This is a genomic window from Tsukamurella tyrosinosolvens, assembly GCF_900104775.1.
GTDB lineage: Bacteria > Actinomycetota > Actinomycetes > Mycobacteriales > Mycobacteriaceae > Tsukamurella > Tsukamurella tyrosinosolvens.
Genome location: NZ_FNSA01000003.1, coordinates 1722248 through 1748404, shown reverse-complemented (window position 1 = coordinate 1748404; position 26157 = coordinate 1722248). Strand labels below are relative to the sequence as shown.

The following is a 26157-nucleotide window of genomic DNA, read 5'->3' as shown; positions in this document are numbered from 1 at the left end:
ACGACGCCGCCGTCACAAACCGCGCCGAGAAACGCCGCTCGCCCGGCCGATGCGGCCGGGCGAGTACGTGTTCGGTTGTGTGGGAGCGGACGTCAGATCAGCGGCTCCAGGCGGTCCAGGCGGTCCCGGATCTCCGAGAGCAGCCCGGCGGGCCCCGAGGCACCGTCGCCGGACTCCGGAACGCACAGCATGCGTCGGGCCAGCGCGGCGACGGTGTCCACGATGGACTTGACCTCGACCGCGTCGGCGGGCCGCGCCCACCAGGCCACCCAGTTGCACATGCCGAGCAGGCTCAGCGCCGCGGTGCGGGCGTCGACGGGGACGAACTCCCCCTTCTTGACACCCTCCTCGACGATCGCGATCGTCTCGCGCAGCACCTGCCGCTTGGCGCGCGCGTGCACCGCGCCCGCCTCCTCCGGCAGCATCATCTCGGACCGGTCCAGGATCCGGAACTGACTCGGGTGCTCGGCGCGCTGCTGGACCAGTTGCTCGGTGAGCAGCGTGATCTTCTCCGTCGGAGCCAGGTCCGACCGGTTGCGCAGCTCCTCGATCACGTCGGCGAGATCCTTGGAGACCCGCTCGACGAGCATGACCAGCAGGTCCTCCTTGCTGCTGAGGTAGTGGTACAGCGCCGGCCGCGAGACCCCCACCGCGTCGGCGACGTCCTGCAGGCTGGTCGCGTCGTACCCCTTGACCGCGAACAGGTCCGTCGCCGCGTCCAGCACGTCCCCGACGATCAGGTCCCGCCGCCGCGATCCGCGGCCCGGTTTCTCCACTGTCGACATGTCGACGACCCTATCCCGGTCCCCGCGCACCCACCGGGACGCTCACGCCGTGAACACGACCGCGTCGGCCCGGCCCACGGCCACGGCCGCGGCCGCCTCCGCGCGCAGCGAGTCCGGGACCTCCACCACGACGGTCTTGCCCGCCCAGCGGATCCGCTCGGCCAGGTCGATCCGCGCCCCCACCGCCGCGGGGTCCGACGGTCCGCCCACCACGACCACCGGGCCCGGGGCGGTGGCCGCGTCCGCGACGAAGGCGTCGTGCCCGGCCTCCCAGGCCGCGCCGCCGTTCCACGCGACCCGGGTCGCCTCCTGGAGCGCTTCGACGCCGATCACCTTCGACGGTGCGCGCAGCGCCTCGGTCTCCAGAGGCAGGTCCAGAACCCAGTCGTCGACGCTGCTCCAGTCGGCCGACGGCTCGGCGCCGAGGCCGCGCAGCGCGACGGTCGCCGCCTCCGGGAACTCGGCCGCGTAGTGCTCGATCCCGAGGTTCCCCGCCCGGGTCATGTACGACAGTGCGGTGGCCTCCGGCGCCGCGCCCGCGCGGTCGCGGAAGCTGGTCCACCAGTTCTGCGAACGCGCGGCGAGGTGCTTGAACCGCTGCACCGAGGGGCGGCGGGCGGCCTCGTAGGCGGCGAAGGCCGCGTCCGTGTCGGCGTGCGCGGCGAGCGCGGCGGCGAGGGCGATGGAGTCCTCGATCGCCAGCTTGGTGCCGGAGCCGATCGTGTAATGCGCGGTGTGCGCCGCGTCGCCGATCAGCACCACGTTGCCGGTGGACCAGCGGTCCAGGGTCACCGTCGGGAACTGCGCCCAGCGCGTGCGATTGGCGAGCAGCTCACCGCCGTTCAGCTCACGGGCGAACACCCGCTCGAGGTGCTTCAGGCTCGCGGTGTCCGACTCCCCCGCGGGCGTTGCCGCGGCGTTGGCCGCGAGCCCCGCGGCCTCCCAGGTGATGTCGTCGGCCTCGATCAGGAAGGTGCTGCGGTCGTCGGCGTAGGGGTACGCATGGACCACGAACAGCTCGTCGCCCTCGCCGCGCCAGGTGAAGTTGGCGTTGTCCACGGCGAAATCGGTTCCGCACCACATGAAGTGCAGGCGGCCGTATTCGACGTGCACGCCCAGCCCGTCCGCCACGGCGTCGCGGACGGCACTGCGCGCGCCGTCGGCGGCGACGATCACGTCGGCCGAGACGTCGTCGAGGCCGGCCTTCACGCCGCTACGGATCTCGACGCCGACCTCGAGGGCCGCCTTGGTGAGCACCTCGAGGAGGGCGGCCCGGCCGATCGCGAGGTTCCGCGCGCCGTGCAGGCCGACGTCGCCGGCATCGGTGCGCAGCACCAGCGAGTGACCGCCGTGACTGACCTCGCGCATCCGGTCCGCGGTCTGCGGATCGACCTTGGCGAGGTTGCTCATCGTCGCCTCGGTGAGGCCGACGCCGAAGCCGAAGGTCTCGCTGCTGCTGTCGGTCCGCTCGTACACGGTGACCAGTGCGTTCGGGTCGGCGAGCTTGATCAGGCGTCCGGCCGCGAGCCCGGCGGGGCCGCCGCCGATGATCGCGACGGTGCGGCCGGGGGTGGTGCGGGTCGTCATGGCGGTCTCCTATCGGGCGGTGGCTGACTGGTCGGCGGCGAGCTGCTCCGCTATGCGCTCACGGAGGTCCTTCTTGGACACCTTGCCCACGTTGGAGAGAGGGAACTCGGTGACGACCTCGATCCGCTCGGGCAGCTTGTACTTGGCGAGGCCCTGGCCGAGCAGGAATTCGCCGAGGGTGGCGACGGTCGGCGCCTCGGCACCGTCGTCGACGATGAGGTAGGCGCAGGCGCGTTCACCGAGCACCGGGTCGGGCATCGCGACGAGCGCGGCGCTGACGACGTCGGGGTGGCGCAGGATGACCTCCTCGATCTCCTCGGCATGGATCTTCTCGACGCCGCGGTTGATCACGTCCTTGATCCGGCCCTCGATGGAGTAGACGGTGACGCCGCCGATCACGTGCGCGCGGGCGAGATCACCGGTCCGGTAGAAGCCGTCCGCGCTGAAGGAGTCGCGGTTGTGCCGGTCGGCGCGGTAGTAGCCGCGGATCGTGTAGGGGCCGCGGGCGCAGAACTCGCCGATCTCACCGGGCGCGACCGGATCGTCGCCGCCCACCTCCGCGATCCGCACCTCGTCGGCGGGCGAAACGGGTGCACCCACGCTGTGGTGCCGCACGTCCTCGCCGGCGCCGGCGGGCGTCACCAGGAACATGCCCTCGGCCATGCCGAACATCTGCCGGACCGCGATGCCGAGCTCGTCGCGCAGCCGCTCCGAGACCTCTTCGGGCAGTGCCTGTCCGCCGACCACGAAGTCCACGATCGACGTCAGGTCGGTGGTGCGACTGCGCGGATCCTCCAGCAGCCGCACGGCGACGGCGGGCGGGACCAGCGGCAGCGACGTCGGGCGCTCGGCGGCGATGAGGTCGAGCAGGTCGGAGGTGCGTGCGGACGGGGCGAGCACCAGCTGGGCTCCGGCGAGGATCGCGGGCTGCACTGCCAGGCCGATGCCGGCGTTGTGCATCACGGGCAGCGGGTACAGCAGCTTGGTGTCGCCGTCGTAGCCGAGCGCCGCCGCCCAGGCGAGCGAGTTGTGGACGTACTCCTCGTGCTGCCGGGCCGCCACTTTGGGCAGGCCCGTCGTGCCGCCGGAGAGCTGGAAGACGGCGATCTGCGCGGGATCCACCGCCGGCGGCGCGGGGGCGGTGGCGCCGAGCGCGGACAGGCGCTCCATGGTGGGGGTGTCGCCGATCGCGTCGCCGCGGGCCACGACGACCACGGGCAGGGCGCCGGCGTCGTGCAGCGCGCGGGCGACGGCCAGGGGCTCGCCCGTGCCGTGGTCCGCCTGCACGATCGTCGCGCGGGCGCCGACGTGTTGCGCGAGCAGGCCGATCTCGCGCTCGCCGTGCTGCGGGAGGGTGCACACCGGGCGCAGTCCCGCGATCAGGGCGCCCAGGTAGGCCACGACGGTCTCGGCCACGTTCCCCATCTGGAACATGACCGGCTCCCCCGGCTCCAGGCCGGTGCGTGCGAGCAGGCCCGCGCCGAACGCCCGCGCCCGATCGAGCAGCTCGCCGTGCGTCCACCTGACCTCCGGGGTGACGAGGCCGGGACGGTCGGCGAACCGCGCGAGCGCGTCGGTCAGCTCGTCGGGCAGCGACCTGCCGCGCCACAGACCGTCCGCCCGGTACCGGGCGACGTACTCGTCGGGATAGGAGACCAAACCGGCTTCGTGCGCCGAGCGGGATGGGGACTGCACACCGTTCTCTGACATACTCGTCAATTTATCAACGTGACTGTTGACACACAAGGGGTCGGCGGAGTTTTCTTGACACTGCCGACGAAACTTCACCATCGGCGTAACCTCACTCGCGAACGCCGACCGCCCACCGTCCGCGTCGACCATCCAAGGAGCACCGCATCATGACGACCACCTCCGCAGTTTCCTCCACGACCATCGACGCCGCAGGCGTTCCGCTCGCGGCACGCGTGGCGGAGGCGCCGGGCGATCCGCGCGCCCTGATCGTCGCGATCCACGGCGGCACTTACGATTCCGAGTACTTCCACGTCGGCGCGGACTCGCTGCTCGCCCTGGCCCCCGGCCACGGTTGCACGGTCGTCGCCATCGACCGACCGGGCTACGGCGGCAGCGCGACTGTCCCCGCGGAACGGCTCGGCTTCGACGAACAGTCCACCCTCCTGGCGGCCGCGGTCGACGCCCTCCGCGCGCGGTACGACCTGCCGACGGTGCTCATCGGCCACTCGATCGGCGGGATGCTCGCGCTGCTCACCGCCGCGAAGACCGCCGCCGCGCCCGCGGGCGTGGAGATCAGTGGTCTCGGCGAGCTGTGGCAGCCGGGCATCCGGGAGATGTGGGGCGGCCTGCGCGGCGACGCCCCCGCGATCGCGCTGCCCGCCGAGGCCCACGCCAGCGTCATGCTCGGCCCCGACGGATCCTTCACCCCCGCGCACGTCGCCCGCGACGCCGAGCTACTGCGCCCGATGCCGATGCCCGAGCTCTACGACGTGGTCGACTGGGCCGACCGCCTGCCCGCCGTGGGCGCGTCCGTCACGGCACCCGTCCAGGTGACCTTCGCCGAGCACGACAAGATCTGGCGCTCCGACGACGAGGCGCGCGCAGCCCTGGCCCGGCACTTCACCGCCGGCCCGATCGACGTGCGCGTGATGGGCGGCGTCGGTCACTCCATCGAGCTGCACGCCTGCGCCCGCGAGTACACGCTCGCCCAGCTCGATTTCGTGGAACGATCGATCGCCTGACTACCCCAACAGGGCGTCGACGAACGCGGCGGGCTCGAACGGGGCCAGGTCGTCGGCGCCCTCGCCGAGGCCGACGAGCTTCACCGGCACGCCCAGTTCGTGCTGCACCGCGTAGACGATGCCGCCCTTGGCGGTCCCGTCGAGCTTGGTGAGGACGACGCCCGTGATCTCCACGACCTCGGCGAACACCTTCGCCTGCGCGAGACCGTTCTGCCCGATTGTCGCGTCGAGGACCAGCAGCACCTCGTCGACCTTCGCCTTCTTCTCCACGACGCGCTTGACCTTGTCGAGCTCGTCCATGAGGCCGGTCTTGGTGTGGAGGCGGCCGGCGGTGTCGATGAGCACCACGTCGACGCCCTCGTCGGTGCCCTTCGCGACGGCGTCGAAGGCGACGGCGGCGGGATCGGCCCCCTCCTTGCCGCGCACGACCTCCGCGCCCACCCGCTCGCCCCAGGTCTGCAGCTGGTCGGCCGCGGCCGCGCGGAAGGTGTCGGCGGCGCCGAGCAGCACGCGGCGGCCGTCGGCGACGAGCACGCGGGCCAGCTTGCCCGTGGTGGTGGTCTTGCCGGTGCCGTTCACGCCCACCACCAGCAGCACCGACGGTGCGCCCGCGTGCGGCAGGGCCTTGATGCTGCGGTCGTACTCGGGGTGCAGCTCCTCGATCAGGACCTGACGCAGCAGTGCGCGCACCTCGGCCGCGCTGGAGACGCCCTGCGTGGCGATCCGATCGCGCAGTTTCTCGACGACGGCCATCGTCGTCGGGGTGCCGAGGTCGGCGAGCAGCAGCGTGTCCTCGATCTCCTCCCACGACTCCTCGTCGAGGTCGCCCGCGCCGAGCAGGCCGAGCAGCGACGCGCCGACCGTCGACTGCGAGCGCGCGAGGCGGCCCTTGAGTCGGTCCAGGCGCCCCGCCGTCGGGGCGATCTCGTCCAGCTGCGGGGCCGACGGTGTCTCGACGGGCGACTCGGCCTCGACCGGCGCCGCCGGCGCAGCGGGCTCCACCGGCGCGGCGGGCTCCACCGGTGCCGTGGGCGCAGTCGCCTCGGGCGACGCGGTCGTCTCGGCCGGGGCCGCAGGTGCCGCGGGAGCTGCCGGAGCCTCGGTCTCGGCGGGCGCCTCGGGCGCGGCCTCCGGCGCCTCGTCCTCGATGTGCTCGATCTCGGTGGGCGCCTCCGGGGCGACGTTCGCGATCCCCGGGTCGATCTCCTCGGCCTCGGCGAGACGCGCATCGGCCTGCGCCTGCGCCGCCTCTGCGGCCGCCTGCTCGCGCGACTCCTGCAGGTCCTTGAGCGAGACCTTCGGCTCCGGCTCCGGCACCGTCTTCGGCGCGGGCGGCGCCGTCGGCACCAGCGGGACGGGCTCGGCCTCGCGGGTCCCCTCGCTGAAGGTGAAACCACCGCCGGCCTTGTACCCGCCCGACTTGTCCAGGCTCTTGGGCTCCGGTGTCTCGTCCTTGAGCGAGACGCGCCGCCGCTTGTTGAGGTAGAAGCCGGTCGCCAGCGCCGCCAGAACGACGAGGACGGCGACGACGGCGATCAGGATCGCGATGGTGGAAGTGCTCACTCCTCGACTGTAGTCAACGGCCGCTCAGCGTCCGGTGCCGCTGCGCGCCGCGGGGCGGCGCGCCCAGTCCGGCGCGTGCTCGGGGAGGGGCCCGATCGCGACCATGCGGGCGGTCATTCCCTGGAGCGCGGGGAATCGCCGCAGCAGGCGGAGCGGCACGGGGAGGCGTCCGGCGCCGGACGCCGGGGCCGTGACGAGGGCAGGCGCGAGGATCGCGCGGTGGATCCCGCGCTGCACGCCCTGGATCAGAGCGGTCGGCAGCCACCGCCGCCGCTGAACCCCGCGCAGCAGACGGAGGGGCACGGCACCGTCGGACCGCAGGGTCGGGCCGACGATGCGGGCGGCGGCCACCGCGTCGGCGACGGCGAGGTTGATCCCCACGCCGCCGACGGGCGACATGGCGTGCGCGGCGTCGCCGATGAGCAGCAGGCCGTCGGCGTACCAGCGGCGCAACCGGTTGAGCTCCACGTCGAGGAGCTTGACGTCATCCCAGGACCTGATCGGGTCGAGGCGGTCGGCCGTCCACGGCAGCAGCGCTGCGACCTCTTGGCGGAAGCCGTCGATGCCCGCCGCACGGAGCGCCGCGTCGGCGCCCTTGGGGATGACGTAGGCGCATTGCCAGTAGTCGCCGCGGTCGATGGTGATCGCGAAACGGCCCGCGCTCAGGCGCCCGAAGACCCCGTCGGGGTCGGTGCGCTCGCGCGGCAGCCGGAACCACAGCACGTCCATGGGGACGCCGAAGCGGCGCGGCGCGAGTCCGGCGGCGGCGCGGACCGCGGACGAGCGCCCGTCGCAGGCGACGGTCAGCGCCGCACGGAGGTCGTGCTCGCCGCCGGTCGCACGGTCGCGGTACCGCACTCCGACGACGGTGCCGCCGTCCCGGAGCACGTCGATGACCTCCGCGTCGCGGACGAGGGTGAAGGTCGGCTCCTCCTCGGCCGCGGCGGCCAGGAGGTCGAGCAGGTCCCACTGCGGGGCGAACGCGATGTGCCGGTGTGCACCCGGGAGCCGGCGGAAGTCGGCGACCGCCGCCTCGCCCGCGTCGAGCCGGACCGTCATCTGCTCGACGTCCCGATGCGGCATCGCCGCGAAGCGCTCGCCCAGCCCGAGTTCGTCGAGCAGCGTCAGGGTCGAGGCGTGCACCGTGTCCCCGCGGAAGTCGCGCAGGAAGTCGGAGTGCTTCTCCAACAACGTCACTCGCACGCCGCCGCGCGCCAGCAGGAGACCGAGGACCATGCCCGCGGGACCCCCGCCCACCACGACACACCCGTTATTCATCATGTGTTGAAATCTACGCCGTGCAGCCCGACGAGGCAAGGCTTCCGAGTGTCGATCCCCGATGCGGTCGAGATCACGCACCCCGGATCGCGGTGATCGCAACTCTTCGCGGACCGTACGACCGCAACTAGCGTTCAGCTTCCATCGGGCTCCTTCACCTCCTTACGAAAGCGAGAACGCCCCATGCGCCACACCCTTTCCCGTCGGGCCGTCATCGCCGCCGCGGCCGCGACCGCAGCGGCGGCGGCCACCGTCGTCGCCACCCCCGCCGCGAACGCCGAGACCCTCGCGGGCACGTTCTCGATCGACTCGGGCTCCTACTTCCGGATGATCCTGCCGAGCGGCAGCACGTCCGGGCCGTTCCTCGCGAACGGCAATTCGACCAACTCGGACAAGACGATCACCCCGCTGTCCGGTTCCCTGACCTCCGGCTCGTACCAGGGCCAGGTCACCGCGGCGCGCACCTTCTTCGGCTCCGACTTCGTGACCTCGACGAAGGCGACCGACCCGCAGACCGGGTCGGCCACGTCCGTCCCGACCATCACCCGCAACGGCTCGTCGCTCTCCGGCGACCTGTCGGCGTTCGGCGTCGCCTGGAACGGCCAGGTCTTCAACCAGGGCGCCCCGAAGCCCGGCGGCGGCCTCCCCGGCAAGACCAGCCGCGTGACCGGCACGATCAACGGCTCCAGCTACTCGATCACGTGGACCAGCCAGATCGTGGGCGGGCCGTTCAACAACTTCACCGGCCTGTGGCATCTCACCGGTACGTACAGCAAGTAGCGGCGTCCGGCGCGACGGCACTGCTCGGGGGCGTCCCCCGGCTGCGCGCCGTCGCGCTCCCGCGCACCGCGGCGGCTCCGGCCGCCCGACGGTGGCCGGCCTGGTTCCTCCTCGTCGCGGGCATCGCGCTCGCCCTCGGCTCCGTCGCGGGCGGCCTCCCCACCACGACGGCGGGCGCCACGAAGATGCTCGACGCCTTCGCGCCGCACCTCACCGCGGAATCCCTGGACCGCCTCGACGGTGACGTCGATGCGATCGCCCGGTTCGGCGCCGCCACTCGCGCGGAGGCCGCGTCCGGGCGGCTCGCGGCGGCGCCGCGCACCGTCGACTACACGAACCGGTCTGCGGAGATCGAGTCGAACGCGCGGGAGTTGCTCGCGTCGGCGCGGGCCGCAAAGCCCGACGTCGACGCGCTCGCCCGGATCCACGGTCTGGGCACACTCCCCCAGCTGCTCCTGCTGATCGGGATCGTGCTGGCCGTCGCGGGAGCCGTCCTGCTCCGCGCGCGGTCCGCTCCGCCGCGCCGGTGGGCTATCGCCGCCGCGTCCCTGTGCGCCGTCGCGCTCGTCGTCCACCCGTTCGCCTCCGGGCTGGTCGACGGTGCGCCGTCCGCCGGCCGGGTGGTCGACCGGTTCGCGCCGATCATGACCGAGCAGCAGGTGGTGCGCCTGCAGCACGACTTCCTCGCCCTGGTCGGGGCGGTCGGCGAGATCGACCGCGGCGCGACGGTCCGCCGCACCCCCGAGATCCGCGCGTTCACCGGCTCCTGGCAGACGGTGTCGTCCGATCTCGCGTCGCTCACCGGAGCGATCAACGACAACCTCCCCGAGTACCGGCGACTGGCATCCGCGAACGCCGCGCTGCCCGTCCCCGGCGGCACGTTCGCGGCCCTGCCGTGGGCGGAGCTCGCCCTCGGCGCCGCCGTCGCGGGCGCGCTACTCGGGGCCCGACGAAAGGTCCTGCCGTGACGCCCCGCACCACCATCCGACCCGCCGCGCGGCGGCCCTTCGCCCTCGCGCTGGTGGCCCTGACCGCGGCGACGTCCGCCGCCTGCAGCACGGCGGCACCGTCGGAGCCGGAAACCACTGAGCAGCTCGTCGGGCTCTTCCGTTTCACCGCAGGCGGTTTCGCCGACGGGAAGCCGACGGGCACCTACTTCAAGATGGCGATCGTCGGCGGCACCGCCGACGGGCCCTTCGTCAACAACGCCAACTCGCCGATCGACGAGGGTCGGGTCACCGCCCTGAAACCCGGTACCGCGGGCGGGCTGCGCACCGGCGCCTACCAGTCCGAGGCGAAACCCGGTTTCCGTAACGGCGATTCGCTGTCCGGATCGGTGATCACGCCGACGAAGTTCTTCGACGTGCTCTTCGGCATCTCCACGAACGCCGTCGACCCGCAGACCCGCGCCCCGCTGCCCGCGCCGTCGATCACGCGCACCGGGACGACGCTCACCGCGGACGTCTCCGCCTGGGCGGCCTCGTGGAACAACCAGGAGTTCAACCAGGGCGCGCCGAAACCGGTGCCCCGCACCGACGCCGCCGCGGCCGGCCAGGAGCAGGTCGGGAAGGCCTGGGACGTGGTCTCGCAGCGCTGGCTCGCGCAGCCCGCGGCTGCGAAGGCCACCGGCCCCACTGCGAACGGCACCTTCGACCCCGCGACACGGCGCTTCACCCTCGACTGGACGAGCCACATCCAGGGCGGGCCGTTCAACGACTTCACCGGCGTCTGGCACCTGGAAGGCGTCTTCGAGCCCGGACCGCCGCCCACGGCGGCCGGCGCGACCGCACCAGCCCACTCCTCCGCACCGAAGAAGGCACCATGACTCGGATTCCGCCTGCGCTCATCCGCACCGCCGTCGCCGCCGCCCTCGCGGTGACCGTCCCCGTCGCGGGCTCCGCGGCAGCGGCCCCGACGCCGAAGCCGGCGCCGTCGCCGAGCAGCTCCTCCGCCGCGCCGCCCGCGGCGAAGCCAACCGGGGCGACGTCGGCGGCGGCCAAGCCGACCGGTGCGGCGTCGTCCTCGGCCAAGCCCGGCGGGGCGTCGTCCACCGTCGTGCCCGGGGTGAACCCGGCCGATATCCAGTGCCCGCTCGGCTGGCCGAAGCCGCGGGAGAAGGGCGGCCTCGCGTCGCTGATCCTGCTGGCGCCCGCGGCCGGCGCGTTCACCGACGAGGCCTTCGCTGCGGGCCAGGCCTACGACCCGATCCTGAGTCTCTTCGGCCCCTTCCTCGCCGCGATCAAGCCGGTGATCGAGCAGTCGCAGCCCGCCCTCGCCGGCCCGGTCGGCGCGCTCAACGCGGCCGAGCAGGCGGTCTACGACGCGATCAAGCCGCTCTACGCGCAGTACCGCCCCAAGGTGATCGAGGCGCTCACCAAGGCCGGTGACGACCTCGCACCCGCACTCCAGGAACTCGCCGCCACACCCGCGGCCGCGTGCCTCGTCGCGTGGGAGGACCAGGTGCTCATCGGGCTGCAGACCGGGAAGTGGTCACCCATCGCGACCGGCGGCCTCGCCGCACTCGGCGAGCTCGCGGCGAGCGGCAAGGGCGGCGGCCCTGCCACGGCGAAGCCGTCCGCGAAGCCCGCCGCCAAGCCCGCCCTGGCGAAGCCCGCCGGGACGACCATCGCCGCGAAGCCGCGGTGATCGAACTCTCCGGGGTCACCGTCCGCTACGGCACGACGGTGGCCGTCGAGGACGTGACGTTCACGGCACCGTCGGGCGAGGTCACCGGACTGATCGGCCCGAACGGCGCCGGGAAGTCGACCACCCTGCGCCTCATCGCCGGCCTCGAGCGGCCCTCGTCCGGCACGGTCTCGATCGACGGCCTGCGGTACGGCGACCTCGCCAATCCCGGCGCGACCATCGGGGTGCTGCTCGACGCCGAGTGGGCGGCTCCGTCGCGGACGGCGCGCGAACACCTGCACTGGATGGCGGCCGCGATCGGCCTGCCGGACGGGCGCGTCGACGCGGCGCTCGACCTCGTCGGCCTGCAGCGGGTCGCCGACCGCCCCGTCGGTGGCTTCTCTCTCGGGATGCGGCAGCGGCTCGCGATCGCCGGCGCCGTCCTCGGCGACCCGCCGGTGATCGTGCTCGACGAGCCCGTGAACGGCCTGGATCCCGAGGCCATCGCATGGATCCGCGGCACGCTCCGGGCGCTCGCCGACGACGGTCGGACGGTACTGCTGTCCTCCCACCTGCTCAGCGAGCTGGAGCAGACGGCCGACCGCATCATCGCGCTGCACGAGGGACGAGTCGTCGCGGACGCACCCCTGGCAGACCTCGTCGAGCCCGCGCCGCCGGGCCGGTCCGGCCTCGAGGCGCTGTACTTCCGCCTCACGGGCGACGACGCAGCCGCGGCTCCCGCATCCGCGCCGGAGGCCGCCGCGCCGCGGGGCGTCGCGCGACGATCCGTGGCAGCCGAGGCCCGGAAGGCACTGACCTCCCGCGGTTTCCGGGCCGCACTCGGCGGCGCGACGGCAGTCGCCCTCGCAGCGGCCGTGGTGGCCGGCGTCTTCGCGCCGGTCTTCCGCGGCGCGACGGTGACCACCGCGGCGTACGGCTTCGGGCTCGTGGGCGGGGCACTCGTCGCGGTGGCCGGGGCGCTGCTCATCGGTCTCGACCGCGAGCACGGGACGCTCGCGCTCACGCGGATCCTGATCCCGCGCCCGGCGCTCGGATACGGCGCGAAGGCACTGGTCGCCGCGGTGAGCGGCACCGCCGCGGGCCTGGCGGGCGCGGGAGCGGCGATCGTCGTCGCCGCGGTCACAGGCCTCTCCTCGCCCGCCGCCGAGATCCTCCGCCTGGGTACCACGGCGCCCGTCGCGGGGGCACTGCTCGCGGTCCTGGGGCTCGCCGTCGGCTACCTGGCGTCGTCGACGACCGCGGCCGTCGGTGTGGTGCTGGGCTGGTGGTTCCTCGTAGAGGCGATCGCCGTGCCCGCCCTGCCCTTCGGTCGGTCGCTGGCGGCGTGGCTGCCGGCGACGAGTGCGCAGCTCGCGACGATCGGCGTGCCCTCGAACACGGCGACCTGGTCGCCGTGGGTCTCGCTGGCGATCCTCGCGGCGTGGACCGCTGCCGCGACCGGGGTCGCACTCATCCACCATCGCCGACAGTAGGCGCACGGTCTGGGCTCGCGATGTCATGCACAACGCGCTGATCCGCCTTGCTACCTACTACCCGACCTCCTATGCGTGGCTTCACAAGCACAGGAGCGACATGGCGGCACCTCGACGGACCCGACCCCCAAGCCGATCCACTATGCCTGAAACTCAGGCATAGCCGAGATTCTCGCAGCACGCAGGGTGTCCCTCGGGCTGACACAGCAGACGCTCGCAGACCTGGCCGGAGCCTCCAGGTCGAGTGTCCAGTCGTTGGAATACGGCCGCACGTCGGTCTCCCACGCAGCGTTCCTTCGCGTGCTCGACGCGCTGGGACTCGACGTGACCATCAGCCCGAAGGGCGACGGATGATCCCCGCCGCGGACCTCCGCGCGATCGACGCCGCCGCCGTCTACGCCTCTCACGCAACCGGACCGGCCTGATAGCGTCACGCTCGAGTCGGACATGGGGAACCCGGTGGGAATCCGGGACTGGCGCGCAACGGTGTGAGGCGACTTCGTCGCCTCGAGTCCGATACCGGCCGGCTCGCAGGTGTCCACCGCCGCCCCCGCGCACGGGGTGGCCGACGAATCGAGTCCGACCCATGCGGCCCATCGCCCTCGCTCCTCCCCTCGCCTTGTCCGTCGCGGCTACTCTCCTCACCGGCTGCGGCACCGCCCCGGCGACGCCTGCGGCGCGCCCCTCCGAGCGGTTCCCCGTCAGCGTCACCACCTGCGACTTCACGACGGAGGTGACGTCGGAACCTCGGCGGATCGTCACGATGAACCAGGGCGCGACCGAGGTCGCGATCGCCCTCGGCGTCGCCGATCGGATGGTCGGCACCGCCTACCTCGACGACGCCGTCGCCCCGCCCTTCCGGGCCGACTACGAGCGGATCCCCGTGCTGGCGGCGAAGTACCCGACGCAGGAGAAGATGCTCTCGGTCCGCCCGGACCTGGTCTACGGCTCGTACAACTCGGCGTTCAGCGAGAAGAACGCCGGCGATCGCGCACGACTGCAGGGCCAGGGCATCGCGACGCTCCTGGCCCCGGCGGGCTGCGCGACGAAGCCGGAGCGCGCGTCGTGGGATCTGATCTGGGACGAGCTGACCGCCGCGGGTCGAGCCTTCGGCACCGAGGACGCCGCGGCGAAGCTCATCGCGGCGCAGAAGTCCGAGCTCGGCGGTGCCGCGCTCCGGGGCGCTGCGCGGGGCCAGCGGATCTTCTGGTGGGACTACGGCGCGCCGTCCGGGCTCAACGTGGGCGCCGGCAAGGGCACGCCGCAGCTGCTCATCGAGTCGGTCGGCGGCGTGAACGTCTTCGCCCATCTGCCCGGCAATTGGGCCGAGGTCTCGCTGGAGAACGTGGTCGGCACGAACCCCGACGTGATCGTCGTGGCCGATACGGCGGGACACCCGGCGCAGGACCGGATCGATCAGGCGCGCAAGGATCCCGCCCTGAGCCAGCTCCGTGCCGTCCGCGAGAACCGGTTCGTCGTGATCCCGTTCTCGGAGACCACCTCCGGCGTCCGCCTGCTCGACGGCGCCCGGCGCGTCGCCGAGGGAATCCGGGCGCTGCCGTGACCGCGATCCTCGTCGGGATGTCCGCCGGCGTCGATCCCGACGATCTCACCGCCCTCGCCCGCAGCGCCTCTGCGGAGCCCGCCTTCCTCCAGGTCCACGACCCGGCGCTGGTCGACGTGCTCACCGCGGTCGCCGACCGCGGCGCCTCCGACGTCCTGCTCATCGGCGCGGGATGGGCGCAGCCCGGCCCGAAGCGGTCGTGGTTGCGCCGGGTCGCCGCGCACTGGCTCCGGGGGTACGACGGTGCGCCGACGCTCCGCCTCGCGCCGCAGCTGCTCGCCGAACCGGACCTCGACCTCCTCGCGGCCGCGATCGCCGCGGGCGGGGCGCCGATGACCGCGGACGCCGCGCCCCTGCACTCGCCGGCGTGGGAGGAGGTGCCGCAGCACCGGCACCAGGTGCTCGTGTGTCGCGGCCCCCGCTGCTCGGCCCTCGGGGCTTCGGCGCTGACCTCGGCGTTCGGCGACGAGCTGCGTCGCGCGGGCCTGGGCGACGACGACGCACTGGTCACGGTCACCGGGTGCCAGTTCCCGTGCAATCACGCGCCCGTCGTCACGGTGCAGCCGGACGACGCGTGGTACGGGCGAGTCACCGTCGACGACGTCCCCGACCTCGTCGATGCGCACCTGCTCCGCGAGCAGCGCGCCGCGCACCTCCTGCTCCCCCGGGAACGCTCGGCGGCCCGACGGTCAGCGGAATATTCGGACCGCAGTCCGGGGTTGTAGCGGCCATGAAGAAGATCGGCTTCCTGTCCTTCGGTCACTGGACCGATTCGCCCGGCTCGCGGACCCGCACCGCGGCCGACGTCCTGCACCAGTCGATCGATCTCGCGGTGGCGGCCGAGAAAGTGGGCGCCGACGGTGCCTACTTCCGCGTGCACCACTTCGCCCGACAGCTCGGCTCGCCGTTCCCGCTGCTCGCCGCGATCGGCGCGCGCACGTCGCGGATCGAGATCGGCACCGGCGTGATCGACATGCGCTACGAGAACCCGCTGTACTTCGCGGAGGACGCGGGCGCCGCCGACCTCATCGCGGGCGAGCGGCTGCAACTCGGCGTGAGCCGGGGGTCGCCCGAGCAGGTGATCGAGGGCTACAAGTACTTCGGCTACCAGCCCGACGAGGGCAAGACCGACGCCGACATGGGCCGCGAGCACACCGAGTTCATGCTCAAGGTGCTCGAGGGCGGCGGCTTCGCGCAGCCGAACCCGCGCCCGATGTTCCCGAACCCGCCGGGGCTGCTGCGCGTCGAGCCGCACTCCCCCACCCTGCGAGACCGGATCTGGTGGGGCGCCGCGTCCGACGCCACCGCCGAGTGGGCGGCGAAGCTCGGCATGAACCTCATGAGCTCCACGCTGAAGACCGACGAGTCGGGCGAGCCCTTCCACGTGCAGCAGGCGAACCAGATCCGGAAGTTCCGCAACGCCTGGGCCGAGGCCGGCCACGACCACGAGCCGCGGGTCTCGGTGAGCCGCAGCATCATGCCGATCATCGACGACGAGAGCCGCGCCTACTTCGGCCACGAGCGCTCCAGCGACGACCAGTTCGGCGTGATCGACGACTTCCGCGCCGTCTTCGGCCGCACCTACGCCGGCGAGCCGGAGGAGCTCGTCGAGCAACTGCGAGACGACGAGGGCATCGCCGAGGCCGACACCGTGCTGGTGACGGTCCCGAACCAGCTGGGCGTGGAGTACAACACCCGCCTGCTGGAGTCCCTGGTCAAGGACGTGGGCCCGGCACTCGGCTGGAAGTAGCGGTCCGGCCACGACTGTCGCTTTCCCGCGGGAGTCTTTCACCGCTCAGCGGGTCGCAACCCCCGCCCGAGCGAAAGACTCCCGCGGGAGCATCGGAACTGCTGCGCGAGCGACGGCGCCTACAGCGCGTACCGCATCAGGACGCGCGTGAAGCCGTTCAGCACCGACGTGGTGTCCATGACGTATTCGAACCCTGCGCGCTCGAACAGGGCACGGGTGCCGACGTAGGCCATGGTCAGATCGACCTTCGCGCCCTGGTTGTCGACGGGGTACGCCTCGACCACGGAGGCGCCGTTCGCACGCGCGAAGTCGATGGCACCGGCGACCAGCTCGTGGCTGATCCCCTGCTTCCGGTGCCCCGGCCGCACCCGCACGCACCACAGCGACCACGGGTCCTCGTGCCCGTCGACCTCCGGAATGCGTCGATTCGTCGCGAAGCTGGTGTCCGACCGCGGGTGGATCGCGGCCCAGCCGACGGGTTCGGCACCGTCGTACGCGAGGACGCCCGGCGGCGGGTCCTCCGCGCACAGCCCGCGGACGCGCTCGAAGCGCTCGGGCCCGCGCAGTGCCTGATTCTCCTTCGAGCCGATCCGGTACGAGAGGCAGAAGCAATTGCTGGAGGTCTGCTTCTTGGGGCCGAGCACGGCCGCCACATCCTCGAAGACGCTCGCCGGCCGCACCTCGATACCGCTCATGCGGTCACGCTAACTCAGCGCACCGACCAGCGGTCCTCGATCCGCCCGTACCGCCAGATCAGCAGCGCCACGGCCCATACCGCCACGAACAGGCCGACGATGACGAAACCCGCGTAGTCCAGGTCGATCGAGGCGACCCAGCCCAGCGGACCGGACTCGACGTGCGCCCTCTCGGCCAGCACGCCCAGCAGTTCGACGGTGCCGATCGCCAGCGCCACGGCCACCGAGAGCGACGTGATCGTGATGTTGTAGTAGACCTTCCGCACCGGCTTGGCGAAGGCCCAGCCGTAGGCGGCGTTCATGAAGACGCCGTCGATGGTGTCCAGCAGCGACATTCCCGCCGCGAAGAGCACCGGCAGCACCAGGATGCAGTAGAAGGGCAGGGTGAACGCGGCCATGCCGCCGGCGAGGACGAGCAGCCCGACCTCGGTCGCGGTGTCGAAGCCGAGGCCGAAGAGCACGCCGATCGGGTAGATGTGCCAGGGCTTGCGCACCGACCCGGACACCCCGCGCAGCAGCCGGCTCATGAGCCCGCGGTTGTTCAGGCGGTCCTCGAGCTCCGCCTCGTCGTAGCGTCCGGAGCGCATGTCCCGGAACACCTTCACGATGCCGACGAGCACCACCAGGTTGATGATGCCGAGGATCCACAGGAACATCCCGGACACCGAGGTGCCGATGAGGCCGAGCACCGTCTGCATCGTCGAGTTCTCGTCCTCCACGGGCCCGGCGAGGGCCCGCACGCCGAGCGCGAGCAGCGCCGCGAGACCGAAGACGACGGTGGAATGGCCGAGCGAGAACCAGAAGCCGACCGAGAGCGGCCGGCGCGGGTTGCGTTCCCCCGCGGCGATCCTCCCCTCGCGATCGGCCAGCAGCTTGCGCGTGGTGTTGTCGATGGCGGCGATGTGGTCGGCGTCGAAGGCGTGGCGCAGGCCGAACGTGTAGGCCAGCAGGCCGATGCCGATCGTGAACTCGCCGCCGTCGCCGATCCGGTAGTGGCCGGGCGCGATGAGCAGGATCAGCGCGCCGAACCCGACGACATGCAGCGCGATCACCATCGCCGTCATCCCGAACAGCGACCGCCGGTCGCCGGGGCCCAGCGCGGCCCACGCCGTCCGGAGTCGGTCGGTGGTGCTCGATGTGGTCATGCCGGTGTCCTCCACCCTCAGTACTTTCGCAGGTTCATGGGCGCCTGTCCGGTCCATCGGGATCGGAGCAGGGCGATGACGGCGTCGAACAGGCCGGTCAGCTCGGCGGTGTCGTCACCGAGGCAGCGGAGTACGAAGCCGGGGCCGGCCAGCGCGGTGAGCCCGCTCCGGACGGTGCCGACCGTCCCGGTCAGCGCGTGCACCTCGTCGAGCAGGTCCTCGTCGATGCGGGGGTCGACCGCCGTGAGCGAGCCGACGTGCGTGCGCCCGTCGAGGAAGCCGATGCCGGACGGGTCGGCCCGGCCGGGCTCGATGAGCAGGTTGTCCACGGCGAGCAGCTCGCCGCCGCGGCGGATCTCGGTGCGCATGCGCAGCTCGTCGTAGCGGAACCGCGCACCGTCGGGCGACCATCCGGGCGTGACGACCTCCGCGAGGACGAGCGAGGCCGACGGATCGAGCTCGACGGTGCAGGTCTGCCGGTAGGTGGCCTCGCGGTAGAGGATCAGCGCGTCGGGCACGTACTCGAGGACGGCGCCGGCGCCGAGCCGGATCCGCATGTGCTGCGCGGCACCGCCTCCGGGCGTGCGGTAGACCTTCGTCGCCGACTGCGTCGTCACGACGGCTCTCGCGTCCGCTTGGAGGTCGATGTCGATCGCGTAGGTGTCGCCGCGCAGGCATCCGCCTCCCGGGTTCACCACGTGGTAGGTGACCTGTCCGGAATCGTCGAGGTACATGGGCCGCAGGGTCTGCAGGGTGCCGGCGTGCCGCTGTGCCACGGCGACGGTGCGCCGCCCTCGCGGTGCGAGGGTCAGCGCGAGTTCGCCGGTGAGCGCGGGCACGGCAGCACCGGTCACGCGAGGTCGAGCATGAGGACGTCGCGGCGGATCCACTCCAGCACGCCGTCCAAGCCCTCGTCGGTCTTGAGGTTGGTCATGCAGAACGGGCGGTCGCCGCGGAAGACTTTGGAGTCGGCGGCCATGACGGACAGGTCCGCGCCGACGTACGGCGCGAGGTCGGTCTTGTTGATCACGAACAGGTCCGACTTGATCATGCCCTGCCCGGCCTTGCGCGGGATCTCCTCGCCCTGCGCGACGTCGATGAGGTAGATCGAGAAGTCCACGAGCTCGGGACTGAAGGTCGCGGAGAGGTTGTCGCCGCCGCTCTCGATGAACACGATCTGCAGGTCCGGATGCGCGGCGACGAGCCGCGTCACGGCGGCCTCGTTCATCGACGTGTCCTCGCGGATCGCGGTGTGCGGGCAGCCGCCGGTCTCGATGCCGACGATGCGGTCGCCGGGCAGCACGCTGTTGCGCGCCAGGATCTTCGCGTCCTCGGTGGTGTAGATGTCGTTGGTGATGGCCGCCATCGACACCTCGTCGGCGAGGTGCCGGGTGATGCGCTCCACGAGCTGGGTCTTGCCCGCGCCCACGGGGCCGCCCACACCGATCCGGATCGTCGTCATGGAATCTCCTCCTAGCTCATGAACATCCGCGCCCGCTGGCGCCGATGCCGCATCTGTGCGATCTCGAGCCCGGGCGATGCGGCGCCCAGGTCCTCGTCGGTCAGGGTCATCGCGGTGGCGACGGCGTCGGCCACCACGTCGTGCAGGGAGCGCTGCACCCGCTGCCCCGCCGTCTGCCCGATGGGGATGGCGCGCACGGCGTTCTGGGTCAGCGAGGTGACGGCGGCGAAGAGGTGCGCCTCGATCGCCGCAGCGGGCGGCGCGTCCACCGCGTGCGCGAGCAGCGCGAAGGCGACGGCGGGATGCCCGTGGCAGCGGCCGGCGTCGAGCTCGGCGAGGTAGTCGCCGAGGAACGACTCGGGCGCGACGACGGTGCCGACCTCGGCGGTCCGGCGCCCGATGGTGGCGGCCGCGGTGCGCACCTGCTCCGGCAGGGTGAGGGCGGCGATCAGGCGGTCGAGGGTCCAGACCGCGTCGAGGTCACCGAGGTGCAGTGCGTCGAAGACCATCCGGATCGCGAGGCCGTCCGTGTAGGCGAGCTGCCGGGAGACGTACGCCCGCAACCAGGCCGCAAAGGTGGCCTCGTCGGTGATCGTGCCGTCGGCGAGGTAGGACTCCATCCCGAACGAGTGGCTGAACGCCCCGGTCGGGAGGGCGGAGTCGCTGAGCTGCAGGAGCGGCAACAGGTACCCCGGCGACGCCCCGGCCCCGATTGAACACCGTTCCTGTACGTCGCGACCTGCGCTTTCGCCGACCGAAACGGTGTTCAATGCGTGTGCTCCGCGTGGCGGAAGGGCGTGGGCAGCACGCGGTCCTGCCGCGTGAAGGGCACGCCGTGGTGGGTCAGGTAGTCCTCCACGGTGTGGTCGTACTGCACCACCATCACCTCGGCGCCGTACACGGAATCGGCGTCGAAGAACTGCGCCTGCAGGTGGCGGTTGCCGAGTCCGTGTGCGGTGCGGCCCATCTCGGTGATCGTGCGCGGGGCGATCACGAGCACGTCGGTCGCCAGCACCTGCACGGCGATGATGTTGCGGTCGTCGCGGTGCAGGATGTCGCCGTCGCGGAGGTCGCCGTCGGGCCCGATGGGCGCGGCCAGGCGCAGCCCGATCTCCCGGTCGTGGTCGGTGCGCACCCGCTGGATCCGCTTCACGAGGTCGGCGCCGGCGAGCGGCACCCGCTCGACGTGCACCGCGTCCAGTTCGGCGGGGTCGAGGTCGGCGAGGTTGCCGGCGACGGTTTCGATGATCACTTCTCGCCTCTCAGAACAGGAAGTAGCGCTGGGCCATGGGCAGGGACGACGCGGGCTCGGAGCGGACGGGCGTCCCGTCGACGGCGACGACGTACGTCTCGGGGTTGACGGTGATGTCGGGCGTCGCGCCGTTGTGCGGCAGGTCCTGCTTGCGCAGGGTGCGGATGCCCCGGACGGGCAGGGTGCGCTTGCGCAGCCCGAGCTCGCCGGCGACGCCGGATTCCGCTGCCGCGGTGGAGAGGAAGGTGATCGCGGCGTCGTGCACCGCCTGCCCCATCGAACCGAACTGCGGGCGCATGGTGCGCGGCTGCGGCGTCGGGATCGAGGCGTTGGCGTCGCCCATGAGGGCGGTCGCGATCTGGCCGCCCTTGATCACCAGGTCGGGCTTGACCCCGAAGAAGGCGGGATTCCACAGCACGAGGTCGGCGAACTTGCCCTCCTCGACGCTGCCGACGTACTCCGCGATGCCCTGCGCGAGCGCCGGATTGATCGTGTACTTGGCGACGTACCGCTTGATCCGGGCGTTGTCGCCGCCGTCGGGGTCGCCGTCGAGCGGCCCGCGCTGGCGCTTCATGGAATCGGCGAGCTGCCACGTCCGGGTGATCACCTCGCCGACGCGGCCCATGGCCTGGGAGTCGGACGAGGTGATGGAGATGATGCCCATGTCGTGCAGGACGCCCTCGGCCGCAATGGTCTCCGGGCGGATCCGCGAGTCGGCGAACGCCACGTCCTCGGGGATGTCGGCGTTGAGGTGGTGGCACACCATGAGCATGTCGAGGTGCTCGACGATGGTGTTCTCGGTGAACGGCAGCGTCGGGTTCGTCGATGCGGGAAGCACGTTCGGGTGTCCCGCGATGGCGATGATGTCCGGCGCGTGACCGCCGCCCGCGCCCTCGGTGTGGAAGGTGTGGATCACGCGGCCGTCGATCGCGGCGACGGTGTCCTCGAGGAAGCCGCACTCGTTGAGCGTGTCGGTGTGGACTGCGACCTGCACGTCGTACTCGTCGGCGACCCGCAGCGAGTTGTCGATGGAGGCGGTGGTCGAGCCCCAGTCCTCGTGCACTTTGAGGCCGATGGCGCCGGCGCGGATCTGTTCCGCGAGCGGCTCCGTCGCGCCGGCGTGCCCCTTGCCGAGGAGCCCGATGTTCATGGGGACCCCGTCGAGCGCCTGCAGCATGCGGGCGATGTGCCAGGGGCCGGGCGTCACGGTGGTGGCGTTGGTGCCCGCCGCGGGGCCGGTTCCACCGCCGATCATGGTGGTGACGCCGGAGTTGAGCGCGGTGTCGATCTGCTGGGCGCTGATGAAGTGGATGTGCGTGTCGATGCCGCCCGCGGTGAGGATGCGTCCCTCGCCCGCGATGATCTCGGTGGCAGCGCCGATGGTGATCGTGATGCCGTCGCTGATCTGCGGGTTGCCGGCCTTACCGATCCGGAGGATGTGGCCGTCGCGCAGCGCGACGTCGGCCTTGACGATGCCGGTGTGGTCGATGATCAGGGCATTGGTGATCACGGTGTCGGGGATGTCGTGCTCGCGCGTGAGCACCCCGTTCTCGCCCATGCCGTCGCGGATCACCTTGCCGCCGCCGAAGACGACCTCCTCGCCGTACACGGTGAGGTCCTTCTCGACGACGGCGAACAGCTCGGTGTCGGCGAGACGCACGGCGTCGCCGACCGTCGGACCGTAGAGGTCGGAGTACTCGCGCCGGCTCAGTTCGAAGCTCACTGCGCTCCCCCGATCCCGGCACCGTCGGCACCGTCGAGCGGGCCGTTGACGCGGTTGGCGAGCCCGTGGACCTCGCGGGTTCCGGCGAGGGCGACGAGCCGCACCGTCTTCCCGTCACCGGGCTCGAACCGGACGGCGGTCCCGGACGGGATGTCCAGACGGTGCCCGTACGCCTCGGTCCGGTCGAAGTCGAGGGCGCGGTTGACCTCGGCGAAGTGGAAGTGCGAGCCGACCTGGATGGGGCGGTCGCCGGTGTTGACGACGCGGACGGTGCGCGTCGAGCGGCCGTCGTTGCACAGGATCGGGGCGGACGCGAGGCGGAACTCTCCGGGGATCATGTCGCGCCTACCGGATCGGGTGGTGGACGGTGACGAGCTTGGTGCCGTCGGGGAAGGTGGCCTCCACCTGCACGTCGTGGATCATCTCGGGCACGCCCTCCATGACGTCGTCGCGGGTGAGGATCGTGGCCCCGTAGGCCATGAGGTCGGCGACGCTGCGCCCGTCTCGCGCGCCCTCGACCAGCTCGTACGTGATGATCGCGACGGCCTCGGGGTGGTTCAGCTTGAGCCCGCGGGCCTGGCGACGACGCGCCAGGTCCGCGGCGACGACGATGAGCAGTTTGTCCTGCTCGCGGGGCAAGAGGTGCATGAGAATTCACTCAAATCCCTTGCCCCGGCGGCCGTCAAGCCAGATCGTCAGGCGCAACAGGCTGGAAACACGAAGTTAACGTCCCTCATCCGCGCCGCCCTCGCGCAGCGCGGCGGTCCGCGCTCCCGACGAGTGCCCGGCGGATTCGGCGAGCCGGTACCGGATCAGCCTCGAGCTGTTGAGCACGACCGCGACTGAGGAGGCGTTGTGCAGGATCGCGGCCAGGACGGGCGAGAGCGCGCCGCCCGCGCCGACGAGCAGGCCGACCGAGTTGACCGCGATCGACATGCCGTAGTTCTGCCGGATCACGTCGACGGCCCGTCGGCCGAGATCCACGACGTCGAGGACGTTGCGCAAGTCGTCGCCGGCGAGCGCCACGTCGGCGGTCTCGACCGCCACGTCGGTCCCCGCGAGGCCCATCGCGATCCCCACGTCCGCCGCCGCGAGCGCGGGCGCGTCGTTGACGCCGTCGCCGACCATCGCGACCACGTGGCCCTCGTCCTGCAGCGCCCGGACTTCGGCCAGCTTGTCCTCGGGCATCACTTCAGCGCGCCATCGGGTGATGCCGAGTTCGGCGGCGATGGCGGCCGCCGTCGCCGGATGGTCGCCCGTGAGCATGACGACGGTGCCGATGCCCGCCGCCGCGACGGCGGCGAGGGTCTCGGCGGCCTCGGTGCGCACCTCGTCGCGCAGGCTGACGAGGCCGGTCAGGGCGCCGTCCACCGCGAGGAGCAGCGGCGTCTCGCACTCGGCGCGGAGCCGCTCGACCCACCGCGCGGCGTCGACGCCCACGGCCACGCCGTGCTGTTCCAGGAGCGCCGGACTCCCCAGCAGGAGCACGCGACCGTCCTCGGCCTGGGTCCGCATGCCGAGTCCGACGATGACCTCGCACTCCGCGTGGCTGGGGATCTCGATGTGCCGCTCCTCGGTGGAGCGGATCACGGCCTCCGCCAGCGGGTGCCGGGAGTGGATCTCGGAGCTGGCAGCGTGGGCGAGCACCTGCTCCGGCGTCCAGTCGTCGCGGAACGAGACGACATTGGTCACCACGGGCCGCCCGGTAGTCAGCGTGCCGGTCTTGTCGAAGACCACCGCCGTGACCGAGCCCGCCGCCTCGAGGTGCGAACCGCCCTTGATGAGGATGCCGCGCCGCGCACCGTTGCCGATGGCGCCGCTGATCGCGGTCGGCGTCGACAGGCCCACCGCGCAAGGACACGCGATGAGCAGCATCGTCATCGCACGACGCAGATCCCGGGTCAGGAGCAGGGTGAGCCCGGACAGGAGGAACGACCCGGGGACGAAGCGGCGGGAGAAGTTGTCCCCGACGGTCTGGATCGGCGCCCGGTCCCGCTCGGCCTCCTCGACCCGCTCGATGATGCGGCCGATGGCGGTGTCGGCTCCCACGGCCGTGGCGCGCACGACGAGCCGTCCCGAGACGACCACCGCTCCCGCGTGCACCGTCGCGCCCGGTTCGATGGTGACGGGAAGCGTCTCCCCGGTGAGCGCGGCCTGGTCGACAACGGCGAGCCCGTCGACTACGACGCCGTCCACGGGCACCGCCACGTGGTCGTGCACGATGACGACGTCGCCGACGTCGAGTGCGTCGATCGGGACTTGCACCTCGGCACCGTCGGCGAGCCGCAGCCAGGCCGAATCGGTGTTGCCGCGCAGCAGGTCCGAGATCGCGCGCCGAGTGCGGCGCAGCGTGAGGTCCTGGAGGAACTCGCCGATGTTGAGGAGCCACAGCACCGTCAGCGCGACGACGTTCTCGCGCAGGAGGAGGCTCGCGATGGTGGCCGCCGAGACGAGGGCGTCCGTGCCGGCGCGTCCACCGCGCAACGATCGCAGGGCGCCACGCAGGAACGGGTAGCCGGTGAAGACGGTGATCGCGGTCGCCGCGGTCCGCGTGCCGGGACCGAGCAGCGGCGGTCGGCGGAAGGCGTAGCGGCGGAGGCCGAGGAGCACCAGGGCCGCGGCGCCGAGCCCCATCCGGAGCAGATCCGCATTGGTCACGTCGGCCGAGTGCGGCGCGTGCCGGGCGACGAGGGAGGAGTCGGCGGCGAGCCCCTCCGCGGCGGCCTCGGCGATGCGCGCGGGATCGACGTCGCTGCGATGCCAGACCACGAGGGAACCCGTGTGGCTGTAGGCGTGCGCCGCGCGCACCCCGGGGATCGCCAGCACCGCGTCCTCGACCGCGATGCGGCGCTGCGGTGTCGCTCCGACGAGATCATCGAGCACCCAGCGCAGCCGGCCGGCGGCCTGTGAGACGACACGGCCCGCCGGCTCGGACAGCGCGGTCATCAGTGGTCGTGGTCGTGCGCGGCGCCGGTCGCCGGTGGGGTCGACTCCTCGCCGACCCGCTCCTTGGCCTCGGCCAGGATGTCCGCGGCGTTCAGTCGCACGTTCTCGGCGACCTCCTCGGCCTTGCGGCTGCCCTTGAGTCCCAGCGCCGTCGCGGCGACCGCGCTCTCGCGCAGCGGCGCCTTGGCGAGCGCCTTCTTGGTCGCCTCGTACGCCGCGGCGCCGACGAGGCCGGTCACGAGCGCGGAGCCCGCTTTGAGGAGTACCGCCTGAACCGCCATCGGATCGTCCCTTCGTCAGGCGGCGTCACGCCACCTATCGAACATCATTTCCAACAGCGTACCGCGCGAGGCGGGACGGACGGAACGTAACGCACAACACGGTGGGCCGCGCTGCGCGCGTTCCCGGGACGAGGCGGCAGGGCGCCGAGGCTCAGCCCTGCGCGACCTTCACCGCGAGCACGGGGCAGGTGGCGTCGAGTAGGATCCGCTGCGCCGACGAGCCGAACAGGAGCTTGCCGGTCGCGGTGCGGTGCTTGATCCCGATCACGAGGACGGATGCGTCCAGCGCCGTCGCGGCGTCGACGACGCCCCCCACCGGGTCCTTCTCGAACTCCTTCGGACGCTCGATGGTGACGGAGAGGCCGCGCGCGGCGGCCTCCGAGACGTCGGGGGCGTCACCGTCGAGCAGGAAGACGACGATGGGCTCCCCCGGCCTGCGCTCGGCCTCGCGATAGGCGGCCTCGAGCGCGGCGGCGCTCTCGGGAGTGGTCGAGTGGGCGACGAGAATCGTCAT

Annotated in this window: 27 protein-coding genes and 1 riboswitch; of the genes, 10 read left to right on the top strand and 17 right to left on the bottom strand. The window is 72.2% G+C overall.

What is annotated here, in order from left to right; all coding sequences use genetic code 11:
• Window positions 1-92: 92 nt before the first annotated feature.
• From BLW32_RS09860 to BLW32_RS09850, 3 genes are read right to left on the bottom strand one after another with little or no spacing between them, the layout of a single operon-like run.
• Window positions 93-785 (bottom strand): TetR/AcrR family transcriptional regulator, encoded by a 693-nt coding sequence (locus BLW32_RS09860; protein WP_068524873.1) that lies wholly within the window; start codon window positions 783-785, stop codon window positions 93-95.
• A 42-nt stretch (window positions 786-827) separates the two neighbouring features.
• Complete coding sequence (locus tag BLW32_RS09855) at window positions 828-2372, bottom strand: FAD-dependent monooxygenase (protein ID WP_068742272.1); 1545 nt, start codon at window positions 2370-2372, stop codon at window positions 828-830.
• 9 nt (window positions 2373-2381) lie between these two features.
• Complete coding sequence (locus tag BLW32_RS09850) at window positions 2382-4082, bottom strand: AMP-binding protein (RefSeq protein ID WP_074850487.1); 1701 nt, start codon at window positions 4080-4082, stop codon at window positions 2382-2384.
• Window positions 4083-4231: 149 nt separating this feature from the next.
• On the opposite strand from BLW32_RS09850, the gene BLW32_RS09845 reads away from it, so the two are divergent.
• The gene (locus BLW32_RS09845; RefSeq protein WP_068742273.1) at window positions 4232-5086 is read left to right on the top strand and encodes an alpha/beta hydrolase; all 855 of its coding nucleotides are present in this window, start codon (window positions 4232-4234) and stop codon (window positions 5084-5086) included.
• Here the strand turns inward: BLW32_RS09845 and ftsY are convergent, their stop codons facing one another.
• Both ftsY and BLW32_RS09835 read right to left on the bottom strand, forming a co-directional pair.
• Entirely contained in the window at window positions 5087-6649 is a 1563-nt protein-coding gene (gene ftsY / locus BLW32_RS09840) for a signal recognition particle-docking protein FtsY (RefSeq protein WP_175546290.1), read from the bottom strand. It lies immediately after the preceding gene.
• A gap of 24 nt (window positions 6650-6673) precedes the next feature.
• On the bottom strand, window positions 6674-7930 hold the full coding sequence (locus BLW32_RS09835; RefSeq protein WP_068742274.1) for an FAD-dependent oxidoreductase: 1257 nt from the start codon (window positions 7928-7930) through the stop codon (window positions 6674-6676).
• Window positions 7931-8110: 180 nt separating this feature from the next.
• Between BLW32_RS09835 and BLW32_RS09830 the strand changes: the two genes are divergently transcribed.
• The 9 genes from BLW32_RS09830 (at window position 8111) to BLW32_RS09790 (ending at window position 16139) form a co-directional block, all read left to right on the top strand.
• Window positions 8111-8707 (top strand): hypothetical protein, encoded by a 597-nt coding sequence (locus BLW32_RS09830; RefSeq protein WP_068524869.1) that lies wholly within the window; start codon window positions 8111-8113, stop codon window positions 8705-8707.
• Complete coding sequence (locus tag BLW32_RS09825; RefSeq protein WP_068742275.1) at window positions 8677-9675, top strand: hypothetical protein; 999 nt, start codon at window positions 8677-8679, stop codon at window positions 9673-9675. Before BLW32_RS09830 ends, BLW32_RS09825 begins: the two co-directional genes overlap by 31 nt.
• The gene (locus BLW32_RS09820) at window positions 9672-10532 is read left to right on the top strand and encodes a hypothetical protein (protein WP_231857397.1); all 861 of its coding nucleotides are present in this window, start codon (window positions 9672-9674) and stop codon (window positions 10530-10532) included. The genes BLW32_RS09825 and BLW32_RS09820 overlap by 4 nt, the downstream gene beginning before the upstream one ends.
• Window positions 10529-11353 (top strand): hypothetical protein, encoded by an 825-nt coding sequence (locus BLW32_RS09815; RefSeq protein ID WP_068742276.1) that lies wholly within the window; start codon window positions 10529-10531, stop codon window positions 11351-11353. Before BLW32_RS09820 ends, BLW32_RS09815 begins: the two co-directional genes overlap by 4 nt.
• A complete protein-coding gene (locus BLW32_RS27475) occupies window positions 11350-12825 on the top strand; it encodes an ABC transporter ATP-binding protein (protein WP_068742277.1) in 1476 nt (491 codons plus the stop codon). The genes BLW32_RS09815 and BLW32_RS27475 overlap by 4 nt, the downstream gene beginning before the upstream one ends.
• 186 nt (window positions 12826-13011) lie before the next feature.
• On the top strand, window positions 13012-13179 hold the full coding sequence (locus BLW32_RS09805; RefSeq protein WP_231857398.1) for a helix-turn-helix domain-containing protein: 168 nt from the start codon (window positions 13012-13014) through the stop codon (window positions 13177-13179).
• 46 nt (window positions 13180-13225) lie between these two features.
• Window positions 13226-13367, top strand: a riboswitch (cobalamin riboswitch).
• A 44-nt stretch (window positions 13368-13411) separates the two neighbouring features.
• Entirely contained in the window at window positions 13412-14389 is a 978-nt protein-coding gene (locus BLW32_RS09800; protein WP_068742278.1) for an ABC transporter substrate-binding protein, read from the top strand.
• Window positions 14386-15114, top strand: a complete 729-nt coding sequence (locus BLW32_RS09795; protein WP_068742279.1) for a (2Fe-2S) ferredoxin domain-containing protein — start codon at window positions 14386-14388, stop codon at window positions 15112-15114. Before BLW32_RS09800 ends, BLW32_RS09795 begins: the two co-directional genes overlap by 4 nt.
• A gap of 5 nt (window positions 15115-15119) precedes the next feature.
• Entirely contained in the window at window positions 15120-16139 is a 1020-nt protein-coding gene (locus tag BLW32_RS09790) for an LLM class flavin-dependent oxidoreductase (protein WP_068742280.1), read from the top strand.
• 119 nt (window positions 16140-16258) lie between these two features.
• Here BLW32_RS09790 and BLW32_RS09785 read toward each other — a convergent pair whose 3' ends face one another.
• The 12 genes from BLW32_RS09785 to BLW32_RS09730 form a co-directional block, all read right to left on the bottom strand.
• The gene (locus tag BLW32_RS09785) at window positions 16259-16834 is read right to left on the bottom strand and encodes a GNAT family N-acetyltransferase (protein ID WP_068742281.1); all 576 of its coding nucleotides are present in this window, start codon (window positions 16832-16834) and stop codon (window positions 16259-16261) included.
• A 14-nt stretch (window positions 16835-16848) separates the two neighbouring features.
• Window positions 16849-17979 carry a Nickel transporter NicT gene (gene nicT / locus BLW32_RS09780; RefSeq protein ID WP_068742352.1) on the bottom strand — a complete coding sequence of 377 codons (1131 nt, stop codon included), beginning with the start codon at window positions 17977-17979 and terminating at the stop codon, window positions 16849-16851.
• 17 nt (window positions 17980-17996) lie between these two features.
• A complete protein-coding gene (locus BLW32_RS09775; RefSeq protein WP_231857399.1) occupies window positions 17997-18833 on the bottom strand; it encodes an urease accessory protein UreD in 837 nt (278 codons plus the stop codon).
• Window positions 18830-19441 carry an urease accessory protein UreG gene (ureG, locus tag BLW32_RS09770; RefSeq protein WP_068524861.1) on the bottom strand — a complete coding sequence of 204 codons (612 nt, stop codon included), beginning with the start codon at window positions 19439-19441 and terminating at the stop codon, window positions 18830-18832. Before ureG ends, BLW32_RS09775 begins: the two co-directional genes overlap by 4 nt.
• 11 nt (window positions 19442-19452) lie before the next feature.
• Complete coding sequence (locus tag BLW32_RS09765) at window positions 19453-20124, bottom strand: urease accessory protein UreF (RefSeq protein WP_231857400.1); 672 nt, start codon at window positions 20122-20124, stop codon at window positions 19453-19455.
• A gap of 83 nt (window positions 20125-20207) precedes the next feature.
• Window positions 20208-20693 carry an urease accessory protein UreE gene (gene ureE, locus BLW32_RS09760; protein ID WP_068742282.1) on the bottom strand — a complete coding sequence of 162 codons (486 nt, stop codon included), beginning with the start codon at window positions 20691-20693 and terminating at the stop codon, window positions 20208-20210.
• A 10-nt stretch (window positions 20694-20703) separates the two neighbouring features.
• On the bottom strand, window positions 20704-22416 hold the full coding sequence (ureC, locus tag BLW32_RS09755; protein WP_068742283.1) for an urease subunit alpha: 1713 nt from the start codon (window positions 22414-22416) through the stop codon (window positions 20704-20706).
• Window positions 22413-22754, bottom strand: coding sequence for an urease subunit beta (locus BLW32_RS09750; protein ID WP_068742284.1), 342 nt, complete (start codon window positions 22752-22754; stop codon window positions 22413-22415). The genes ureC and BLW32_RS09750 overlap by 4 nt, the downstream gene beginning before the upstream one ends.
• 7 nt (window positions 22755-22761) lie before the next feature.
• Window positions 22762-23064 (bottom strand): urease subunit gamma, encoded by a 303-nt coding sequence (locus BLW32_RS09745; RefSeq protein ID WP_068524857.1) that lies wholly within the window; start codon window positions 23062-23064, stop codon window positions 22762-22764.
• A 75-nt stretch (window positions 23065-23139) separates the two neighbouring features.
• Window positions 23140-25362: a heavy metal translocating P-type ATPase gene (locus BLW32_RS09740; protein ID WP_068742285.1), complete on the bottom strand. Its 2223-nt coding sequence runs from the start codon at window positions 25360-25362 to the stop codon at window positions 23140-23142.
• Complete coding sequence (locus BLW32_RS09735) at window positions 25362-25643, bottom strand: DUF1490 family protein (protein WP_068524855.1); 282 nt, start codon at window positions 25641-25643, stop codon at window positions 25362-25364. Before BLW32_RS09735 ends, BLW32_RS09740 begins: the two co-directional genes overlap by 1 nt.
• Before the next feature lie 151 nt (window positions 25644-25794).
• On the bottom strand, window positions 25795-26157 hold the full coding sequence (locus BLW32_RS09730; RefSeq protein ID WP_068742286.1) for a universal stress protein: 363 nt from the start codon (window positions 26155-26157) through the stop codon (window positions 25795-25797).